We start from the raw sequence: 18,849 nt of genomic DNA on the forward strand, positions 1-18,849 counted from the left end.
ATTTTTGAAAATCGGATGGATGTTTTTTGGGCAGAAAGTCAACACTTTAATTATCTGATGGGAACACTACATCAGATGAGTATCAATGAAAATGAGAAGAAAACTTTATCAAACGCAGAATTACTAAATGTAATGTCTGACTAAAATTGAAAGGAGGAAATCTATGGCTGAAACATTTGAAGGCTTATACGTCAAATTTGGTGCCAATACTGTTGAATTTGACAGATCTGTAAAAGGTATCAATAATGCTTTATCTAGTTTGAAAAAAGACTTCAACAACATCAACAGACAATTGAAGATGGATCCAGACAATGTCGACTTGCTGAATCGTAAGTTACTCAACTTACAAGAACAAGCTCGTGTTGGTGCTATGAAAATTGCTGAACTCAAAAAGCAACAAAAGGAACTGGGAGAATCTGAAGTTGGGTCAGCACAGTGGAATAAGCTTCAACTTGAAATTTCTAAAGTTGAATCACAGATGAAGGCTGTTGACCAGGCAATGAATTCAACCAAAAAACATATCGAAGATGTAGGAAATCCAAAGTCTATTTTAAATCTCAACAAAGAAATCAACAATGTTGCAAAAGAACTTGATATCGTCAACCAGAAGCTCGAATTAGATCCTAAAAATGTAGAGTTGTCCGAAGAAAAAATGAAGTTATTAGGTAAACAATCTTCATTAGCCAAGGATAAGGTCCAGGAGCTGAAACGGAAACAAGAGGAATTAGGAAAGGAAAAAATCGGAACAGAGGAATGGCGACAACTTCAAAATGAAATTGGGCAAGCAGAAGTTGAGGTGTTAAAGATAGATAAAGCCATGGGGAATCTAGGGGATTCGAGCCGTTCTGCAACAGGAGACATCAAGGAAGCTACAGGATATTTAAAGGCTGATGTAATGATGAATGTTGCTGAAAAGGCAGGACAACTAGGTCAAAAAATGGTTGATGCTGGTAAAAAAACAGTAGATGCATGGTCTGAAATAGACGAAGCGATGGATACTGTTACGACGAAGACTGGATTGACTGGCGAAGCCTTGTTAGGACTTCAGGAAATTGCAAAAGGAATCGCTACATCCTTACCATCGGCTACATTTCAAGAATCTGCTGACGCAGTTGGTGAGTTAAATACACAATTTGGACTTACTGGAGATACTTTGCAATCTGCAGCAGAGTATCTATTGAAATATTCGAAAATAACTGGAGAAGATATTTCAAATTCCGCAATAAATGCCAAGAAAGCAATTGATGCTTACGGTTTATCTAATGAGGATCTAGCGAGAGTATTGGACTCAGTAACAAAGGTCGGCCAAGATACTGGTCAATCTTATGACTCTATCTTCCAAAAAGCAATCGATGGAGCTCCACAAATTAAGATGCTGGGATTATCTTTTGAAGAGGGGGCTACATTAATTGGTAGATTTGAAAAAAGTGGGATTGACTCTTCTGCAGCTTTAGCTTCACTTTCAAAGGCTACAGTAAACTATGCCAAAAATGGAAAGACATTGACTGAGGGGTTGAACGAGACTGTCAATGCGATTCAGAACGCTACTAGTAAGACAGAAGCGATAAGGATTGCTTCTGAAGTTTTCGGAAATAGAGCCGCTCCTAAAATGGTAGATGCTATCCAACGCGGGGCATTTAGCTTTAATGATTTAGCTGAAGCAGCACAAAACTCATCAGGAACTGTAGCAACAACATTTGATGAGACAATAGATCCGATTGATAAACTAACAACCTATTCCAACAAAGCGAAAGAAGGGCTTGGTGAGATAGGTGGTACACTACTTGAGACTGTTATACCAGCTTTAGAACCTTTGATGGGCATACTTGAATCTGCTGTCAATTGGTTTACCAGCTTAAATGAAACTGATCAACAGACTATCGTGATTCTTGGCCTCGTTACAACTGCTGTAATGCTACTGCTTGGTGCAATAGCACCGCTAGTCATTGCTATAGGTGCAATAGGTGCGCCTGTCGGAATTGTCGTAGCGGCAATAGTTGCTGCTATTGCCGTTATTACACTCATCATTCAGGCCATCATGAACTGGGGGGCTATATCCGAATGGCTTCAGTCGACGTGGGATGCTTGCGCCGCTTGGCTTTCTGAATTGTGGACTAATATTGTCACGACTGCTACTACAGCGTGGTCAAATTTCACTGCTTGGCTTTCTGAAATTTGGTCTTCAGTAGTCTCAACTGGACAGTCTTTGTGGTCTAGCTTTACTAGCGCCTTGTCCAATATTTTCTCAAGTTTGATTTCAGGGGCTCAGTCTCTGTGGTCGAGTTTTACTTCTACCCTTTCCAATTTATGGTCTGGACTGGTCTCAACCGGGTCAAATTTGTTTAATAATTTGAGTAGCACGATTTCAGGAATTTTTAATGGTATCTTATCCACTGCTAGCAATATTTGGGAGTCTATCAAATCAATAATTTCAAGTGCTATTGATGGTGCTAAAGATGCGGTAGGTAGTGCAATTGAAGCTATTAAGGGATTCTTTAACTTTGAATTTAGATGGCCTCATATCCCTCTACCACACTTTAGTATTTCAGGATCTCTTAACCCAGTTGACTGGTTGAGTAACGGATTGCCAAGTATTGGCGTAGAGTGGTATGCCAAGGGTGGTATCTTGACCAAGCCGACTTTATTTGGAATGAATGGAAATAGAGCAATGGTTGGTGGAGAAGCTGGTGCAGAAGCAATCCTTCCACTCAATAAGTCAACTCTTGGTGCCATTGGACAAAGTATTGCTAATACGATGAACACATCGAATAGCATCAATGTCAACTTTTCAGGAGTGACCATCCGAGAAGAAGCAGATTTGAATAGACTAGCTGACGTAGTCGGAACACGTATTGCTGAAGAACTACAAAGAAAAACTAATTTGAGAGGAGGTTTCGCATGACAAAAATTAATGAGTTAACCATCGACGGAGTGAAAACATCATCATTTAAATGTGAGATTCTGGTTGAAACACGACCACAAGTCATCGTATCCTCCTCAAAAACTAGTCTTTTAGAACATGATGGGATCAGTGGTGCAATTGTTCAATCAAATAGGCATCGTAGGTTGATTGAAAAAAGCTACCACATCAGCTTGATTAACCCAACGGATGAAGACTTATACCGCTTTTCTTCTCTGTTAAATCGTGAAAAATTTTGGTTGGAGAATGAACAAGAGCCAAGCGTGAAATATTGGTGCTATAAAGTGGATGATTTCAAAATTATTAAAGATGATTTTGGTGCATGGACAGTGGATGTAAAATTCACTTGTCACCCTACCAAATATTTCAAAAGCACCGATACACAGAGATTGACAAGAAGTGGGACTCTGACTGTGCAAGGTTCTGCTCTTGCCTTTCCTAAAATCACAATCGTTGGTCAGAGCGCTGTTGAGACTTCATTTACAATCGCTGGTCAGGTCATTCGTCTTGAAAAGCTCTCAGAATCGCTTGTGATGGTCAATAATCCTGACAATCCTAGCTTTAAAACGACAACAGGGAAGCCAGTGAAATGGTCAGGGGATTTTATCACAGTTGATCCAGCGAAAGTGAAGAATGTTGGAGTTGTTTTGGGCCCAGGTATTCAATCGCTTGAAATTGAGACAGTTTGGGGGTGGGCATAATTGCTTTATCTACTTAACAAAGATGTGAGAACAGTTCGTTGGAATGGTGAGCCACTTCATGAAGCAACTTCAGCGATTGTGAAAGAAACCATGAATGGGGATTTCACCCTAACTGTGAAGTATCCTATTTCTGACTCTGGTATTTATCAGTTAATACAAGAAGATATGCTGATAAAGGCTCCGACTCCTGTGCTAGGAGCGCAGCTATTTCGCATCAAGAAACCAGTTGAGAACAATGACCATCTGGAAATCACAGCCTATCACATTTCAGACGATGTGATGCAACGTTCTATTACACCGGTGAGCGTGACTAGTCAGAGCTGTGGTATGGCTCTTTCTCGCATGGTACAAAATACCAAAACAGCTCTTGGAGATTTCTCATTTAACAGTGATATCCAGGACCGTAGGACCTTCAACACGACTGAGACAGAAACTTTGTACTCTGTATTGCTGGACGGCAAGCATAGTATCGTCGGAACGTGGGAAGGCGAGCTGGTTCGTGATAATTTCGCTCTGACAGTGAAGAAGAGCCGTGGGGAGAATCGTGGTGTTGTTATTACAACGCATAAGAATCTGAAAGATTACCAACGAACCAAAAACAGTCAGAATGTTGTCACAAGAATCCATGCCAAATCAACTTTCAAACCTGAAGGCGCTGAAAAGGAAACGACTATCAGAGTGACTGTGGATAGTCCTCTTATCAACTCATACCCTTATATCAATGAAAAAGAGTATGAGAACAACAATGCTAAGACTGTTGAAGAGTTGAAGAAGTGGGCACAAGCTAAGTTCTCAAATGAGGGTATTGACAAGGTCTCTGATGCTATCAAGATTGAAGCTTATGAACTTGATGGTCAAGTGGTCCACATAGGCGATACAGTCAACCTTAAGAGTCGGAAGCACAATGTCGATTCATTCAAGAAAGCTATTGCTTATGAGTTCGATGCCTTGAAAGAAGAGTACATATCTCTGACTTTCGATGATAAGGCAGGCACTGGTGGTTCTAGAGCTTCTGGTGGTTTATCTAGCGCAGCCGATGCAATCCTTGGTGTGACAGGAACCGCACAAGAAATCGCCCTTGAAAAGGCTCTTCAAAATGCTGACTTAGACTTTGATCATAAGGCTGGATTGCTTAGACAGGAAATTTCTAACGGTATTGAACTGGCCAGAGCAAGAGCTGAAGAAGTTAAAAGAGAAATCTCTGATACTATCAATCAGCGCTTTGATAGTTTCGACAATGCTTCTATACAGGAAGCTAGACGAAAAGCAGAAGAAGCGTTGCGAAATGCTGGCGCAAGCAGCTTACTCGCTCAGGAAGCGAAGCGGATTGGTCTAGATTCGATTGCTAAACTTGAAGAATTCAAGAGACAGGCAACAAGCGCTCAAACGGCTCTGTTGGGTGATTTGGACGCTCTGAAGAGAACAGTCGCAAGTGAGGTCAATCAAGCTTCAGAATATCGTAGAACGACCACAGAAGCTCTTAGTCGAATGACTGGCCAGATGGACGGATTTGCGACGAAAAGTGAGGTTAAGCAAGGCATCGATGGGCTGACTCAGACCTTTGCTAAGATGAAGGTCGGGGGACGGAATTATGCTGAAGACTATGACTTTTCAAGAGGACTTTGGCGGTATAGCCAAGGGGATGGCAGTCCTGTCGACTGGAAAATTATCAATGGTGAATACAATGTAAAAGGGACAACAAGAACATGGAAGCAGATGCAAATTCATTCGAAAGAGGGAAGTCAAGCTTCAGGTAAGAATTCGACAGCTCTTCTCGATTTGGAGATTGGCGAGACTTATACACTTTCATTTCAAGCAATTTGCTACTCTGGAAATCCAAGCGTTTGGTTCTCTTTAAGAGCCAATCGAACAGTACCTGGCAATCCTGAGATCATATATGGCAATTTCAATCTCACGTCTAGCTGGCAGACTTATCAGGTCACTATTCCAGCGCTGACCAAACCTGATAATTTTGACTTCTGGCGAATTATTCTGGGCTATAACGAGATTGGCCATGTGGCATTTCGTAAAGTCGAATTGACCAGAAGTTCTACTCGTATAGATGCAGGTCCTGCTCCTGAAGACTGGAAGACTGACCTTGTCGTTGCCAAGTCTGAATTTCAGAAAACTGCTGAAGGTCTGTCTGCTAAAATGTCAGCAATCGAGAGCTATGTCGGACAAGACGGTCAGCGACAGGAAGCCTTGCAGCGATATGCTCGTGAGGAGAGCGCAAAGCAAGCAACGGCTGTTCGTGAGTTGGTCACTCGTGATTTTGTTGGTAAATCGGCTTATCAGGAAGATGTGAGAGGTCTAGAACGAAGGTTCGAAGCTATTACCAACCCACAAAACGGCTCTATTGCTACTCAGATTGCCAAATACAAAACAGCAGTAGATGGACGATTTGCAGATATCACCTCACTGATTTCTGGAAAAGCGAACCAGGCTGACTTCCAGCGAGTAAGAGAGACTAGTCAGCTCTATGAGCGAATTTTGGGAAACACTGAAAACGGGATTGCGGATAAGGTCGCTCGCATGGCTATGACAAGTCAGCTATTTCAGGTTGAGGTGTCAAAGGCTTCAAAAGGTGGCCGAAATTATATCAGAAATGGTCAATTTAAGAATGGTTCAAAAAACTGGCTTGAATATCAGTCTGTTAATTTTGGTTTGAATTTCAACTATCAACACTCTCAAAATCCTAATAATCGAAATCGTCCGGGACTACACTTCTATCACGAATCTCAAGATGTTGCTAATTTTTTTGGAATTCAGCAATCTTTTGCATTTGATGGTGTTCGAGGTGAGAAAGTGAGTGTATCTCTTCTTGTTTCAAAAGATGGCGGTGATAGTAACAGCGGCTTGAAGGTCGCTTTGCACTACATCAAAAACAAAAATATTATTGGGCAAGAGTGGCAAAGTATTCCAAGCCCACAAATAACGTCGAAGTACAAGCGTTTCACATTTACGTTTACTTTATCAGACGATGTCGAGAATCTGAACTTGATGCTTTACGGAGAAAAAGGGAAGACCATCAATCTCTATGTGACAGATGTTCAGCTTGAGAGAGGTTCTGTCGCGACGGACTACAAAGAAGCGCCCGAAGATACCGACGAGGCTATTCGCTCGGTTCAAACTCAACTGGCTGGTTCATGGGCTGTTCAGAATATCAACAGCACAGGTGATTTGATTTCAGGAATCAATCTTGGAGCTAACGGTCATAATCGACTTGACGGGAAATTGACCCATATCACTGGCGAGACCTTGATTGATAGAGCTGTCATCAAGTCTGCAATGATTGATAAGCTGAAGACGGTAAATTTTGAAGCTGGTTCAGTGACTACTGTTGTTTTGGATGCTGAAGCGGTCACGGCTGAAAAGTTGAAAGTTGACCAGGCTTTCTTTAATAAGCTTGTCGCAAATGAAGCTTACTTGAGTCAGCTTTTTGCTAAGCAGGCCTTTATTACCCGTGTGCAGAGTGTTGCGATTGATGCAAGCCAGGTTCGTTCGGGTATTTTAAGCGGTGATAGGATTTACGGTGGGACCATTAGAGGGGCCAGCATCTACGGCGGAACCTTAACAGGACATACCCAAATTCAACTAGGCTCTTACGGTTCGTTTGATGCTGTCAATGGTGGTCTGCAGATTAACGTGCCTCGCGATTACAATGCTAAAGATGGGTTGGGCGTCCAGTTCATCGGGTCTTATGGTCGTGGGGAAAATGTCCCTTATGGGCTTTTTCTCTACAGAGATTCGGATTTCACAATTGGAAATACTGCAACAGATACAGATGAGTTCCTTATGACTGTACAAGGTTATATCAATGCAAAAGGAATCGGCTGGCTCAAGACAGGGAAAGGAAGTGTTAACGGTAAAACAACAGGTACTATTGGACTATGGAACTCTGACAATGTATCTTTGAGCTTCGGTGGTTCAGAGAATGACATCTACTATAGTTATAATAGTACAGCATATAGCCTGTGGTCGGTTGTGAACCAACATTTCTCGGACAGACGTCTGAAAGAAAACATCGTTGAATGTAAGCACAAGGCTCTTGATTATATCCAGCAATTTCAGTTCAAGGAATACGATTGGAAGAAACAAGAGGATAGACCACAACAAGCACACACAAAGATTGGTTTGATTGCCCAAGAGGTCCAAACAGTAGACCCTACGCTTGTTTACGAGAATGGAGACACGCTGAACCTTGACAACCTCAGACTAACAAACATCGCACTTAAAGCTATTCAGGAGCTCGCTCTTGAAAATCAAAAACTTACACACAGATTGGAGAACTTAGAAAATGAACGCAGAACAGCTTAACCAAGCCTTACAAATGACAATTAGTGAAATGTCAACAACCTCAACAAATTCGATGATTGCAAATAATATCTTGAGCATTCAGCTGGAAGAACAATTGGCTGAAAATCAAAGACTTAAAGCACGAGTGGATGAGCTGGAAGCTCTGCTTGATGAAGAAACTAAACCAGCAGAAGGAGAATAGACATGACAATCAATGGTTATAATCTATCAACAAGACCTTACTTAAGAAATTCTGGATCGAATGTTGAGACAGTGGTAGAAATTCAATTGTCAGAAGGAAATCGCTACAGCACTAACTCACGGTCATTTCCTGGTGACCGTACAAACGAGCCAGAAGACGTTTTGATTCAAGCGGTGCTGGATGTTCTCAAATCCGAATTGGACCCAAGCTCTGCGATTGTGCAAGCGCAGAATAAGCTTGAACAAGCTGAGCAACAGATTGCACACAATAAGAGCGAACAGGACCGACTTTCTGCGCTTGTCAAACAGACTGAAGAGAATTCGAAGGTGAATCAGAAGGTCATTCATGTTCTTGTCTTGAACTCTGTCATGAGCAAGAATATCGAGTATGGCACGACTTATAAAGAGCTGGTTGAGCTGATTCCTCTGGCTGAAGTAGGTAAGACTTACCTACCACATGACCTGATTACCATTGAAGACCCTGAACACGTAGAAGTCAACGGTGAAGGCAAGCGCATCCTTGTGCAGTTTAACAAGGAATTCACATACAACGGCGAGCCTGTCAGCGCATTTGTGACAAATGGTACTTTGGAACAAAACGGAACTGGTGTCGCTTGGAAATTTGAAGGTAAGGAATAGGAGGTGTGTATGCCAGGATATGAACGATTTCTCGTACAGATCTTCATCACCCTCATCCCTGTGATTGGTCTTTATTTTTCGATGAAGGATAAAGCAACCAAGCAAGAGAATCGTCTTACGATTTTAGAGAAAGATATCGAAAATCTGAACGAATTCAAGACATCAGCCAACAAGCGGCTCGATAACCACGATGAACAGAATAAGGCTATCTTAGTACTAGCTGAGCAAGTGAAGTCACTTGGTGAAGACGTAAGAGAGCTTAAAAATTTAATTCAAAATAAACAATAAAAGGAGAAATGAACATGATTAACTGGAAAGTACGATTTAACTTAAAAAATAAAACATTCTTATTGCGAGTGGCATTCGCACTAGCTTTGCCAATTCTCGCCTATTTCAATCTTAAACTGGAAGATTTGGTTAGCTGGGGAGTTATTTTAGACTTGCTTGGCAAATTCTTTGCGAACCCTTATCTTGTGGGGTTGACGATTGTAAATATCCTAAATATCATTCCAGACCCAACAACATCAGGGATCTCTGATAGCAAACGCGCTCTTGACTATCAAGAGCCAAGTGAAGATTAGGAGAAAACAATGAAGAAAAACGACTTATTCATCGACGTATCTAGCCACAATGGATACGATATTACAGGTATTTTGGAGGATATGGGTACACAGAATACCATTATCAAAGTTTCTGAAAGTACAAATTATCTAAACCCTTGCTTGTCTGCTCAAGCGGAGCAATCAAATCCTGTTGGTTTCTATCATTTTGCTTGGTTTGGTGGTGATATTGAAGAAGCCGAGCGAGAGGCACGCTACTTCCTTGATAATGTGCCTCAAAAAGTAAAATACTTGTGCCTCGACTACGAAGATCACGCAAGCGGAGATAAACAGGCAAATACAGATGCTTGTATTCGCTTCATGGAAATCCTCAAAGAAAATGGCTACGAGCCAATCTATTACAGCTACAAGCCATTCACGCTCAATAATATCTATTATGAGCAGATTCTTGCGAAATTCCCAAACAGCCTTTGGATTGCCGGGTATGGTTTGAATGATGGTACAGCTGATTTTGAATATTTTCCTAGCATGGATGGTATCCGCTGGTGGCAATACTCTTCAAATCCGTACGACAAGAACATTGTTTTACTAGATGATGAAGAAGCTAAGCCAAAATGGAAGAGAAATGACACTGGATGGTGGTATGAATACCCTGACGGCTCTTATCCAAAAGAAGAGTGGGAAAAGATTGATGGTACCTGGTATTACTTCAACGAGAGAGGTTATTCAATAGCTTCTCGCTGGTTGAAGGATGATGGCAAATGGTACTACCTCAAAGAAAACGGCGCAATGGCCGTTGGTTGGGTACTTGTGAATGGTAAATGGTACTATCTTGATGCTTCAGGAGCAATGGTCACTGGCTGGGTTCAATACAAGGACAAACTATACCATCTCAAAGAAGAGAACGGCGAAATGTCTTCAAAAGAACTTGTTAAAGTTGAAGGTGGCTGGTACTACGTCAACGAGGATGGAAGCCGCTCAGACAAACCAGCGCTTGATGTATTACCTGACGGACTAATTGTTACCACTAAATAATTTTTTAAAATAAAGAAAGGAGATTCTATTTTTCTTCTTAAACTAACCGCAGGCTCAGGCTTGCGGTTTTTTTGTTTGCAATAATAAAAGCAGTGACCGAAATCACTGCTTATCAGCTGTAGCAAATTCATAAAGTTTTTCTGCTGTTAGAAGCGCCATTTTGTCCATACTTGTTTTTCCTTTTCTAAGGTCTGAAACGGTAGTCCATGGCACACCAGCACCTTGCGAAATAGCAGATGTAGAAATAGAACTGTTAAGTAATTCTTGAATAACTTTTCTCATATTATTTGTCCTTTTTATTTTTTAGATAGATATATACATTGATCACAATTATAAAAATAGCTATTGCACTAACCATTGCTTTTCCTCTTTTCATTTGATAAAATAGAGGTGTGAGGGGCTTTCGCCCCCACCTCTTAGCGTTTACCTTTTTCTTTTGCGGGATTCGGGTTTACGCTTTTTGTTTTGCCTTGCGACTGTTATTGCAGTCACCAGACTTGCTATAGCAGTAACCGTTTCAGGGATATTGTCTATCGCCTTTTCAAGTAACCTAAGCCAATCTTCTTTATTCAACTTCCTCACCTCCTTTCCTTATCTTGATTATATTATATCACGGTATACCGAGAAAGTCAAGCGTTTTGATGAAGTTTTTTTAAATTTTTTCAAAAAAAATAGACCTTGTCCAGAGGTCGGGGAGTTGGAGGGGACACCCTCCAAAAGCATTGATTTAATAAGATTTTATTTTACCTTTTTCATAATAATCTCCCTATTAAGTCACCGCATTCGGTGGCTTTTTTAGTTCCTAAGTCTTATATAGGCTTCTACTTGACTTTTTAAGATAAAGAAAAAAACAGTGGGATAGAAATCTCTAGACTAAGTCTCGATTTGGTAAACCTATATCTGTAAGATTTCAACATTTGAGTAAATTGGTTAATGTTGTGAATGGAGAAAAGAAGTTTTGGTAAAAGTAGCTTTTTGAATTCTAAAATACCAACAAACAGTTCAATCTACTAATAAATTATAGGTTTACAACTAAGCAAAAATGAGGTTGGGATTTTTGATCCCAGCCTCTTCAGTGAACTATTTTCTTTAGAATTTATAAGTTAGATAAAATTAAATTTTTTGTAAATTAGCTTATTTGATAACTTGGTTTCCTGATTTGTCATTTTGAATTTGGTTCATTTCGTGCATAAAAACATCTGCTTTCAGTTTATCTGTTATGATACTGACACTTATTAACTTATTTAGATTTTTCTCATATCCTTCTAAAAAAATAGGATTTCTAATTTTTATGGTTAACTTTGCACAATTAAAGGGACGCTTTTTAATGGTTATTTGTTCGATATCTTGAAGTTTAAATTGATAATGTAATACGCTGAGGCCTCTGCTACTATAGGTATAATACTGAACAGTATTGTTTTTATGAACTTCTAATTTTACTCCATTTATGAAGAGATAATACCCCATAAACCATAGAAGAAGTGGAGCATAAATCAGTACGATTGCTATAATAATCTTGTCTGTAAAATCGGTATTATAAGCTATCAGATGCTTTAGAATCCAGAGAATCATAACAGATAAAGATATCATGAATGGTCCCCCTGCTCTATTAAATTGATTTTTATATGGAAACATTAAGGTAAATTTTGGTTTATCCAGTAATAACTCTAATTTCATCATTTACCCTTTCATATTGTTTATTGTATAAATTTCAGTATATTCATCTCTTGAACTTTCTATGTCAGTTATCTTCATTATTTTAAGTTCATGATTTCTGATTTTCTATCAATTTTGCTAATATTATACTCTTTTTAAAACATTATTTCTACAATCCAGCGATTTAATACTATCTAAAGTTAGTCAGTGTAAATATTATAGAGCTCTTTTTTTGTCTATGAAAACATGCTATAATGATAGAATTGATAAGCAGGAAAAGAGAGAAACTATGGATTATACAGTTGAAGAAAAAGAAGCTTTTATGAGAGAGGCTTTGAGAGAGGCTGAGATTGCCCTAGAACACGATGAAATTCCAATTGGTTGTGTGATTGTCAAGGATGGAGAGATCATTGGTAGGGGGCATAATGCGCGCGAGGAGTTGCAACGGGCGGTTATGCATGCAGAAATCATGGCCATAGAAAATGCGAATGCAAGTGAAGAGAGTTGGCGTCTGCTTGATTGTACGTTGTTTGTGACCATTGAGCCTTGTGTTATGTGTAGTGGGGCGATTGGGCTTGCACGCATTCCAAATGTAGTCTACGGGGCTAATAATCAGAAATTTGGTGCAGCTGGAAGTTTGTACGATATTTTGACAGATGAGCGTCTCAATCATCGTGTAGAGGTCGAAACGGGAGTTTTGGAGAGTGAGTGTGCAGCGATTATGCAGGACTTTTTCCGAAATCGACGGAAAAAATAATTTCTCTTTAAAAATAGAGGGGAATGTGGTATAATAAATAATGGAGCAACAGTTCTGCGTGAAGCGGGTCAGGGGAGGAATCCAGCAGCCCTAAGCGAGTGTGAATTGTGTGCTCTTTTTTCGTGCTTTTTTCGAATAAATAAGATAAAATAGCCTAGAATAAATGATAATAGAAAAGAGAAGATTATGAAAATTCGTGGTTTTGAATTGGTTTCTACTTTTACAGATGAAAATTTGCTACCGAAGCGTGAGACAGCTCATGCAGCTGGTTATGATTTAAAGGTTGCGGAACGCACTGTGATTGCTCCAGGAGAGATTGTTCTCGTTCCGACTGGTGTCAAGGCTTACATGCAGCCGACAGAAGTGCTCTATCTCTATGACCGTTCTTCAAATCCTCGTAAGAAGGGTCTGGTCTTGATCAACTCTGTTGGCGTTATTGATGGGGATTATTATGGAAATCCTGGAAATGAGGGACATATTTTTGCGCAGATGAAAAACATTACTGATCAGGAAGTGGTTCTTGAAGTTGGGGAACGTGTGGTTCAGGCTGTCTTTGCACCATTTTTAATCGCAGACGGAGATGAGGCAGACGGCGTGCGGACTGGTGGTTTTGGATCAACAGGACACTAGGATGAAAATCATCTTTGTACCTCACGGGGAGCCAGATTACCGTGAGTTAGAGGAACGTTCTTATACAGGTTTTGGGATGGATTTGGCCCCCTTATCTGAGAAGGGACGACAACAAGCTCAGGAACTTTGCCAAAATCCCTTGCTACAATCAGCTAACCTACTAGTGACTTCAGCAGTAACGCGAGCTTTAGAAACGGCTTCTTATGTTTCTTGTGCTACTGGACTTCCTTTGAGAGTGGAGCCTATGTTACACGAATGGCAGGTCTATGAAGCAGGCATAGAAAACTTCGAAAAAGCTAGATGTCTGTTTTTAGAAAACAAGGGGGAGTTACTTCCTAATAGCCCTATTCAATATGAGACAGCTACGGAGATGAAGTCTCGATTTCTAGAATCTATGGCTAAGTATCGAGATTACCAGACCGTGATAGTGGTAACTCACAACATGCTCATACGTCAATTTGTGCCAAATGAGAAGATTGATTTTTGCCAAGTGATTGAGTGTGAGATAGAGATTTAGAAAGAGGTTTATTATCGCAAAGAAAAAAGCGACATTTGTATGTCAAAATTGTGGGTATAATTCCCCTAAATATCTGGGACGTTGTCCCAACTGTGGGTCTTGGTCTTCTTTTGTAGAAGAGGTTGAGGTTGCCGAGGTTAAGAATGCACGTGTATCCTTGACAGGGGAGAAAACCAAGCCCATGAAACTGGCTGAGGTGACTTCGATCAATGTCAATCGAACAAAGACGGAGATGGAGGAATTCAACCGTGTACTTGGAGGCGGAGTGGTACCAGGGAGTCTCGTCCTTATCGGTGGGGATCCAGGAATCGGGAAATCAACCCTTCTCCTACAAGTTTCAACCCAGCTGTCTCAAGTGGGTACGGTTCTCTATGTCAGTGGGGAGGAGTCTGCCCAGCAGATTAAGTTACGAGCAGAGCGCTTGGGAGATATCGATAGCGAGTTTTATCTCTATGCCGAGACCAATATGCAGAGTGTTCGCGCAGAAGTAGAAAGAATTCAGCCAGACTTTCTCATCATCGACTCTATCCAGACCATTATGTCTCCTGAGATTTCAGGGGTGCAGGGGTCAGTTTCTCAAGTGCGTGAGGTGACGGCTGAGCTTATGCAACTGGCTAAGACTAATAACATTGCCATTTTTATCGTAGGGCATGTGACTAAGGAAGGAACCTTGGCGGGTCCGCGTATGTTGGAGCATATGGTGGATACAGTGCTTTACTTTGAAGGGGAGCGTCACCATACCTTCCGTATTTTGAGGGCAGTCAAAAACCGTTTTGGTTCCACTAATGAGATTGGCATTTTTGAGATGCAGTCGGGTGGATTGGTTGAGGTGCTCAATCCGAGTCAAGTTTTCCTAGAGGAGCGTTTGGATGGGGCTACTGGCTCGTCAATCGTTGTGACCATGGAAGGGACCCGTCCGATTTTGGCGGAGGTCCAGGCTTTGGTAACACCGACCATGTTTGGGAATGCCAAGCGTACTACGACAGGTCTTGACTTCAATCGTGCGAGTCTGATTATGGCTGTTTTGGAAAAACGAGCAGGGCTTCTCTTGCAAAATCAGGATGCCTATCTCAAATCTGCTGGTGGGGTCAAATTGGATGAGCCCGCCATTGACTTAGCCGTTGCAGTGGCTATTGCCTCTAGTTACAAGGACAAGCCTACCAATCCTCAGGAATGTTTTGTGGGTGAACTGGGCTTGACCGGAGAAATTCGACGCGTGAATCGTATCGAACAACGCATCAATGAAGCGGCAAAACTGGGCTTTACCAAGATTTATGTACCCAAGAATTCCTTGACAGGAATCACTCCACCCAAAGAAATTGAGATCATTGGTGTGACAACGATTCAGGAAGTTTTGAAAAAGGTCTTTGCATAATCCGTGACAAATCCTCTTAAAAATGATAAGATAGGAGAAATATTTGATGATCAAATTTTTAAGGGGGAAATCGTGTCATATTTTGAACAGTTTATGCAAGCCAATCAGGCTTATGTTGCCCTTCATGGGAAATTAAATCTGCCACTTAAGCCGAAAACAAGAGTAGCAATTGTGACCTGTATGGACTCACGGCTACACGTCGCGCAAGCTCTGGGTCTGGCACTTGGAGATGCCCATATCTTGCGGAATGCGGGTGGTCGAGTAACAGAGGACATGATTCGTTCACTTGTGATTTCCCAGCAACAAATGGGAACTAGAGAAATTGTGGTGCTTCATCATACAGACTGTGGAGCTCAAACCTTTCAAAATGAGTCTTTTCAAGAGCATTTGAAGCACGAGCTCGGGGTTGATGTGTCTGGTAAAGATTTTTTACCATTCCAGGATGTTGAAGAGAGTGTGAGAGAGGATATGCAGTTGCTTCGAGAATCTCCACTGATTCCTGATGATGTGGTTATTTCAGGTGCTGTTTACGATGTGGATACAGGGAGTATGAGAGAAGTATACTAACTTTGTCTCAAAAAATCTCATCCTAGCATAAAATCGATTGTTAAAATGTAGGGTTTTTAGTTTCAATATAGCTAATATAAAATAGCATAAAGCAAGGGTATAAATGTTTGCTCTTGTTTTATTTTTGATTGAAAAATAAAGGAAAAAGCGCTACAATGGTAGATGGAAAATGTTGTGTAAAAAACAAGTGATACATAAATACCGGAGGAAATCATGTCTTTTTCTGATTTAAAGCTGTTTGCCCTTTCTTCTAATAGAGAATTGGCAGAGCGTGTGGCGCAAGAGATTGGGATAGAGTTGGGGAAATCAAGTGTTCGCCAATTTTCAGATGGGGAGATTCAGGTCAATATCGAAGAATCAATCCGTGGAAAACACGTCTTTATCCTACAATCAACTAGCTCACCTGTAAATGACAATCTGCTCGAAATTTTGATCATGGTAGATGCCTTGAAGCGTGCTAGTGCAGAATCTGTCAACGTTGTCATGCCTTACTATGGCTATGCACGTCAGGATAGAAAAGCAAGAGCGCGTGAGCCAATCACTTCAAAACTCGTTGCAAACATGCTGGAAGTGGCTGGAGTAGATCGTTTGTTAACGATTGATTTGCATGCTGCACAGATTCAGGGATTCTTTGATATTCCTGTAGATCACTTGATGGGTGCTCCATTGATTGCGGACTATTTTGAACGTCGTGGCATGGTTGGCTCTGACTATGTCGTTGTCAGTCCAGACCATGGCGGGGTGACTCGTGCTCGTAAATTGGCAGAGTTTTTGAAAACTCCGATTGCGATCATTGACAAGCGTCGTAGTGTAGACAAGATGAACACCAGCGAAGTGATGAACATCATTGGTAAGGTAGAAGGTAAGACTTGTATCTTGATTGACGATATGATCGATACAGCTGGAACCATTTGCCATGCGGCAGATGCTCTTGCTGAAGCAGGTGCGGTTGAAGTTTACGCAAGCTGTACTCACCCAGTTCTTTCAGGACCAGCTATGGACAATATCCAAAAATCAGCTATTAAGAAATTGGTTGTTTTGGATACTATCTACCTACCAGAAGAGCGTTTGATTGATAAGATTGAACAAATTTCGATTGCTCATCTTCTAGGCGATGCTATTATCCGTATCCACGAAAAACGTCCTCTTTCTCCTTTGTTTAGCATTGAGAAAAAGATTTAATCTTTCACTTGAAATAGATAGTTCTCCTAGCAGGTTTCTTTTCTTGCTAGGAGATTTTTATAGTCAAAATCTGCAAGCCTTTTCAAAATATGCTATACTGATGAAAAAGGAGGATTTCTATGAGTCAAGAATTTATCAATCCAAGTGATGGTGTGATTCGTCAGTATCTGACAACTAGTAAAACGTTAGCGGTAGTGGGTTTGTCTGACCGTGAAGAAACAACTAGCAATCGAGTGACTAAGGAAATGCAGGCTCGGGGTTATAAAATCATCCCAGTCAATCCCAAGGCGGCAGGTGGTGAAATCTTGGGTGAGAAGGCTTATGCTAGTCTAGCAGAGATTCCTTTTCCTGTAGATATTGTCAATGTTTACCGTCGCAGTGAGTTTTTGCCTGATGTGGCGCGTGATTTTCTCAAGGCTGATGCAAAGATTTTTTGGGCGCAGCTGGGACTCGAAAGTTTAGAAGCGGAAGAAATCTTGCGTGCTGGAGGATGCGACAACATCGTCATGAATCGTTGCATCAAGAGAGAACATACACGCTTGATTGAGGAAGTATAAGAAAAGGTAGCTGGTGGGCTACCTTTTGTGTTATACTCAATGAAAATCAAAGAGCAAACTAGCTGCAGGCTGCTCAAAACACAGTTTTGAGGTTGTGGATAGAACTGACGAAGTCAGTAACAATACCTACGGCAAGGCGACGTTGACGTGGTTTGAAGAGATTTTCGAAGAGTATTAGAAAATGCCGATAAGGGTCTGCATACCAAGACTGGTGAGGATGATGGCAATCCAGCAGATGGCTCCAAGAAGAATGGATTTTCCACTGGATTTGACCATAGCGACCAGATTGGTTTTGAGACCGATAGCACTCATGGCCATGACAATAAGGAATTTAGAGAGTTGTTTGAGAGGGGTAAAGAAACTACTGGACACACCTAGAGAGGTGAGTAGTGTAGTGAGGAGAGAGGCAAGGATAAAGTAAAGGATAAAAAGTGGGAAGACTTTTTTCAGTTGTAGGCTTTGCTTGTTTTCTTGTTGGCGACTTTGCCAGTAGGATAGAAAGAGCGTGATAGGGATAATGGCCAAAGTACGTGTGAGTTTAACAATGGTTGCAGACTCGAGGGTATTGCTTTGGTAAAGACTGTCCCAAGCGCTGGCGGCAGCCGTTACAGAGGAAGTGTCGTTGACCGCAGTCCCTGCAAAGAGGGCGAAGCCTTCATTGGATAGATGAAGCCAGGTTCCTAGAGTTGGAAAGATGAGCGCAGCCAAGACATTGAAGAAAAAGATAACGGAAATGGCTTGGGCTACTTCCTTTTCCTTAGCATCAATAACGGGCGCTGTCGCTGCAATGGCAGAGCCACCACAGATAGAAGAACCTACTCCAACCAAGGTAGCCAGTTTTGTATCCAGTGCAAAGAAGCGCTGGAAGAAATAGGCAATAATCAGAGCTATTGAGATGGTGGACAGGATGACAGGGAGTGAAGATTGTCCGACTGCGAAGACTTGCGAGATATTGAGACCAAAACCAAGCAAGACAACGGCATATTGGAGCAATTTTTTAGAACTAAAGGTCAATCCAGCATCCAGTTGTTTATAAGACGAGAGAAAGGGATGTAGGAGCATGCCTATGAAAATCGCAAATACAGGCGCGCCAATCACAGGGAAGAATCCTCCTAAGTACCAAGATACGATAGAAATGAGAAGGCAGGCAAAGATGCCTGCTCCATTTTTTGATAGAAATGACATAAAAACCTCCAAATAGAATCTGTTACTATTATAGACCTATAAACAGGAAAAGTAAAATAGAAAGTGGAAAG

The 18,849-nt window shown here is 41.2% G+C and carries 19 protein-coding genes and 1 other RNA gene; 16 read left to right on the top strand and 4 right to left on the bottom strand.

Features of this window, described 5'->3' with window-relative positions:
• Nucleotides 1-163: 163 nt before the first annotated feature.
• The 8 genes from I6G42_RS02265 to I6G42_RS02300 are packed head-to-tail and all read left to right on the top strand — an operon-like array spanning nucleotide 164 to nucleotide 10,352.
• Nucleotides 164-2,902, top strand: a complete 2,739-nt coding sequence (locus I6G42_RS02265; RefSeq protein ID WP_038804319.1) for a phage tail tape measure protein — start codon at nucleotides 164-166, stop codon at nucleotides 2,900-2,902.
• A complete protein-coding gene (locus tag I6G42_RS02270; RefSeq protein ID WP_038804318.1) occupies nucleotides 2,899-3,621 on the top strand; it encodes a phage tail protein in 723 nt (240 codons plus the stop codon). The genes I6G42_RS02265 and I6G42_RS02270 overlap by 4 nt, the downstream gene beginning before the upstream one ends.
• The gene (locus tag I6G42_RS02275) at nucleotides 3,622-7,938 is read left to right on the top strand and encodes a phage tail spike protein (protein ID WP_080641273.1); all 4,317 of its coding nucleotides are present in this window, start codon (nucleotides 3,622-3,624) and stop codon (nucleotides 7,936-7,938) included.
• Entirely contained in the window at nucleotides 7,919-8,119 is a 201-nt protein-coding gene (locus I6G42_RS02280) for a hypothetical protein (protein WP_038804317.1), read from the top strand. The genes I6G42_RS02275 and I6G42_RS02280 overlap by 20 nt, the downstream gene beginning before the upstream one ends.
• Before the next feature lie 2 nt (nucleotides 8,120-8,121).
• On the top strand, nucleotides 8,122-8,757 hold the full coding sequence (locus I6G42_RS02285) for a hypothetical protein (RefSeq protein WP_038804316.1): 636 nt from the start codon (nucleotides 8,122-8,124) through the stop codon (nucleotides 8,755-8,757).
• 9 nt (nucleotides 8,758-8,766) lie between these two features.
• On the top strand, nucleotides 8,767-9,045 hold the full coding sequence (locus I6G42_RS02290; RefSeq protein WP_006154951.1) for a DUF7365 family protein: 279 nt from the start codon (nucleotides 8,767-8,769) through the stop codon (nucleotides 9,043-9,045).
• Nucleotides 9,046-9,059: 14 nt separating this feature from the next.
• Nucleotides 9,060-9,338 (top strand): phage holin, encoded by a 279-nt coding sequence (locus tag I6G42_RS02295; protein WP_038804315.1) that lies wholly within the window; start codon nucleotides 9,060-9,062, stop codon nucleotides 9,336-9,338.
• Between the two features lie 9 nt (nucleotides 9,339-9,347).
• A complete protein-coding gene (locus tag I6G42_RS02300; RefSeq protein WP_038804314.1) occupies nucleotides 9,348-10,352 on the top strand; it encodes a GH25 family lysozyme in 1,005 nt (334 codons plus the stop codon).
• Between the two features lie 102 nt (nucleotides 10,353-10,454).
• On the opposite strand, the gene I6G42_RS02305 is transcribed toward I6G42_RS02300, so the two are convergent.
• The 3 genes from I6G42_RS02305 to I6G42_RS02315 all read right to left on the bottom strand — a co-directional run bounded on the left by I6G42_RS02305 (nucleotide 10,455) and on the right by I6G42_RS02315 (nucleotide 12,032).
• A complete protein-coding gene (locus I6G42_RS02305) occupies nucleotides 10,455-10,634 on the bottom strand; it encodes a hypothetical protein (protein WP_001233347.1) in 180 nt (59 codons plus the stop codon).
• A gap of 141 nt (nucleotides 10,635-10,775) precedes the next feature.
• Nucleotides 10,776-10,925, bottom strand: a complete 150-nt coding sequence (locus tag I6G42_RS02310; protein WP_173390505.1) for a hypothetical protein — start codon at nucleotides 10,923-10,925, stop codon at nucleotides 10,776-10,778.
• A gap of 561 nt (nucleotides 10,926-11,486) precedes the next feature.
• Nucleotides 11,487-12,032 (bottom strand): hypothetical protein, encoded by a 546-nt coding sequence (locus I6G42_RS02315; protein WP_125454066.1) that lies wholly within the window; start codon nucleotides 12,030-12,032, stop codon nucleotides 11,487-11,489.
• Between the two features lie 265 nt (nucleotides 12,033-12,297).
• Between I6G42_RS02315 and tadA the strand changes: the two genes are divergently transcribed.
• The 8 genes from tadA to I6G42_RS02355 all read left to right on the top strand — a co-directional run bounded on the left by tadA (nucleotide 12,298) and on the right by I6G42_RS02355 (nucleotide 17,593).
• Complete coding sequence (gene tadA, locus I6G42_RS02320; protein ID WP_038804313.1) at nucleotides 12,298-12,765, top strand: tRNA adenosine(34) deaminase TadA; 468 nt, start codon at nucleotides 12,298-12,300, stop codon at nucleotides 12,763-12,765.
• A gap of 32 nt (nucleotides 12,766-12,797) precedes the next feature.
• Nucleotides 12,798-12,896, top strand: an RNA gene (ffs, locus tag I6G42_RS02325) — signal recognition particle sRNA small type.
• Between the two features lie 55 nt (nucleotides 12,897-12,951).
• Complete coding sequence (locus I6G42_RS02330; protein ID WP_038804312.1) at nucleotides 12,952-13,395, top strand: dUTP diphosphatase; 444 nt, start codon at nucleotides 12,952-12,954, stop codon at nucleotides 13,393-13,395.
• A 1-nt stretch (nucleotide 13,396) separates the two neighbouring features.
• The gene (locus I6G42_RS02335; protein WP_038804311.1) at nucleotides 13,397-13,912 is read left to right on the top strand and encodes a histidine phosphatase family protein; all 516 of its coding nucleotides are present in this window, start codon (nucleotides 13,397-13,399) and stop codon (nucleotides 13,910-13,912) included.
• 13 nt (nucleotides 13,913-13,925) lie between these two features.
• Nucleotides 13,926-15,287 (top strand): DNA repair protein RadA, encoded by a 1,362-nt coding sequence (gene radA / locus I6G42_RS02340; RefSeq protein ID WP_080641272.1) that lies wholly within the window; start codon nucleotides 13,926-13,928, stop codon nucleotides 15,285-15,287.
• A 72-nt stretch (nucleotides 15,288-15,359) separates the two neighbouring features.
• Nucleotides 15,360-15,854: a beta-class carbonic anhydrase gene (locus I6G42_RS02345; RefSeq protein WP_038804370.1), complete on the top strand. Its 495-nt coding sequence runs from the start codon at nucleotides 15,360-15,362 to the stop codon at nucleotides 15,852-15,854.
• A gap of 213 nt (nucleotides 15,855-16,067) precedes the next feature.
• The gene (locus I6G42_RS02350) at nucleotides 16,068-17,036 is read left to right on the top strand and encodes a ribose-phosphate diphosphokinase (RefSeq protein WP_038804308.1); all 969 of its coding nucleotides are present in this window, start codon (nucleotides 16,068-16,070) and stop codon (nucleotides 17,034-17,036) included.
• A gap of 119 nt (nucleotides 17,037-17,155) precedes the next feature.
• Entirely contained in the window at nucleotides 17,156-17,593 is a 438-nt protein-coding gene (locus tag I6G42_RS02355; protein ID WP_038804307.1) for a CoA-binding protein, read from the top strand.
• Between the two features lie 174 nt (nucleotides 17,594-17,767).
• On the opposite strand, the gene I6G42_RS02360 is transcribed toward I6G42_RS02355, so the two are convergent.
• Nucleotides 17,768-18,778: a YeiH family protein gene (locus I6G42_RS02360; protein ID WP_038804306.1), complete on the bottom strand. Its 1,011-nt coding sequence runs from the start codon at nucleotides 18,776-18,778 to the stop codon at nucleotides 17,768-17,770.
• Between the last annotated feature and the right edge of the window lie 71 nt (nucleotides 18,779-18,849).

This window comes from Streptococcus oralis (assembly GCF_016028255.1).
Taxonomy (GTDB): Bacteria; Bacillota; Bacilli; order Lactobacillales; family Streptococcaceae; genus Streptococcus; species Streptococcus oralis_AC.

What these genes read in the sequence shown, in the direction of transcription:
- I6G42_RS02290 (WP_006154951.1), top strand. Translation starts at nt 8,767, where the DNA reads ATGCCAGGATATGAACGATTTCTCGTACAGATCTTCATCACCCTCATC.
- I6G42_RS02305 (WP_001233347.1), bottom strand. Translation starts at nt 10,634, where the DNA reads ATGAGAAAAGTTATTCAAGAATTACTTAACAGTTCTATTTCTACATCT.
- I6G42_RS02265 (WP_038804319.1), top strand. Translation starts at nt 164, where the DNA reads ATGGCTGAAACATTTGAAGGCTTATACGTCAAATTTGGTGCCAATACT.
- tadA (WP_038804313.1), top strand. Translation starts at nt 12,298, where the DNA reads ATGGATTATACAGTTGAAGAAAAAGAAGCTTTTATGAGAGAGGCTTTG.
- I6G42_RS02335 (WP_038804311.1), top strand. Translation starts at nt 13,397, where the DNA reads ATGAAAATCATCTTTGTACCTCACGGGGAGCCAGATTACCGTGAGTTA.
- I6G42_RS02360 (WP_038804306.1), bottom strand. Translation starts at nt 18,778, where the DNA reads ATGTCATTTCTATCAAAAAATGGAGCAGGCATCTTTGCCTGCCTTCTC.
- I6G42_RS02330 (WP_038804312.1), top strand. Translation starts at nt 12,952, where the DNA reads ATGAAAATTCGTGGTTTTGAATTGGTTTCTACTTTTACAGATGAAAAT.
- I6G42_RS02295 (WP_038804315.1), top strand. Translation starts at nt 9,060, where the DNA reads ATGATTAACTGGAAAGTACGATTTAACTTAAAAAATAAAACATTCTTA.
- I6G42_RS02285 (WP_038804316.1), top strand. Translation starts at nt 8,122, where the DNA reads ATGACAATCAATGGTTATAATCTATCAACAAGACCTTACTTAAGAAAT.
- I6G42_RS02315 (WP_125454066.1), bottom strand. Translation starts at nt 12,032, where the DNA reads ATGATGAAATTAGAGTTATTACTGGATAAACCAAAATTTACCTTAATG.
- I6G42_RS02355 (WP_038804307.1), top strand. Translation starts at nt 17,156, where the DNA reads ATGAGTCAAGAATTTATCAATCCAAGTGATGGTGTGATTCGTCAGTAT.
- I6G42_RS02350 (WP_038804308.1), top strand. Translation starts at nt 16,068, where the DNA reads ATGTCTTTTTCTGATTTAAAGCTGTTTGCCCTTTCTTCTAATAGAGAA.
- I6G42_RS02300 (WP_038804314.1), top strand. Translation starts at nt 9,348, where the DNA reads ATGAAGAAAAACGACTTATTCATCGACGTATCTAGCCACAATGGATAC.
- I6G42_RS02270 (WP_038804318.1), top strand. Translation starts at nt 2,899, where the DNA reads ATGACAAAAATTAATGAGTTAACCATCGACGGAGTGAAAACATCATCA.
- I6G42_RS02280 (WP_038804317.1), top strand. Translation starts at nt 7,919, where the DNA reads ATGAACGCAGAACAGCTTAACCAAGCCTTACAAATGACAATTAGTGAA.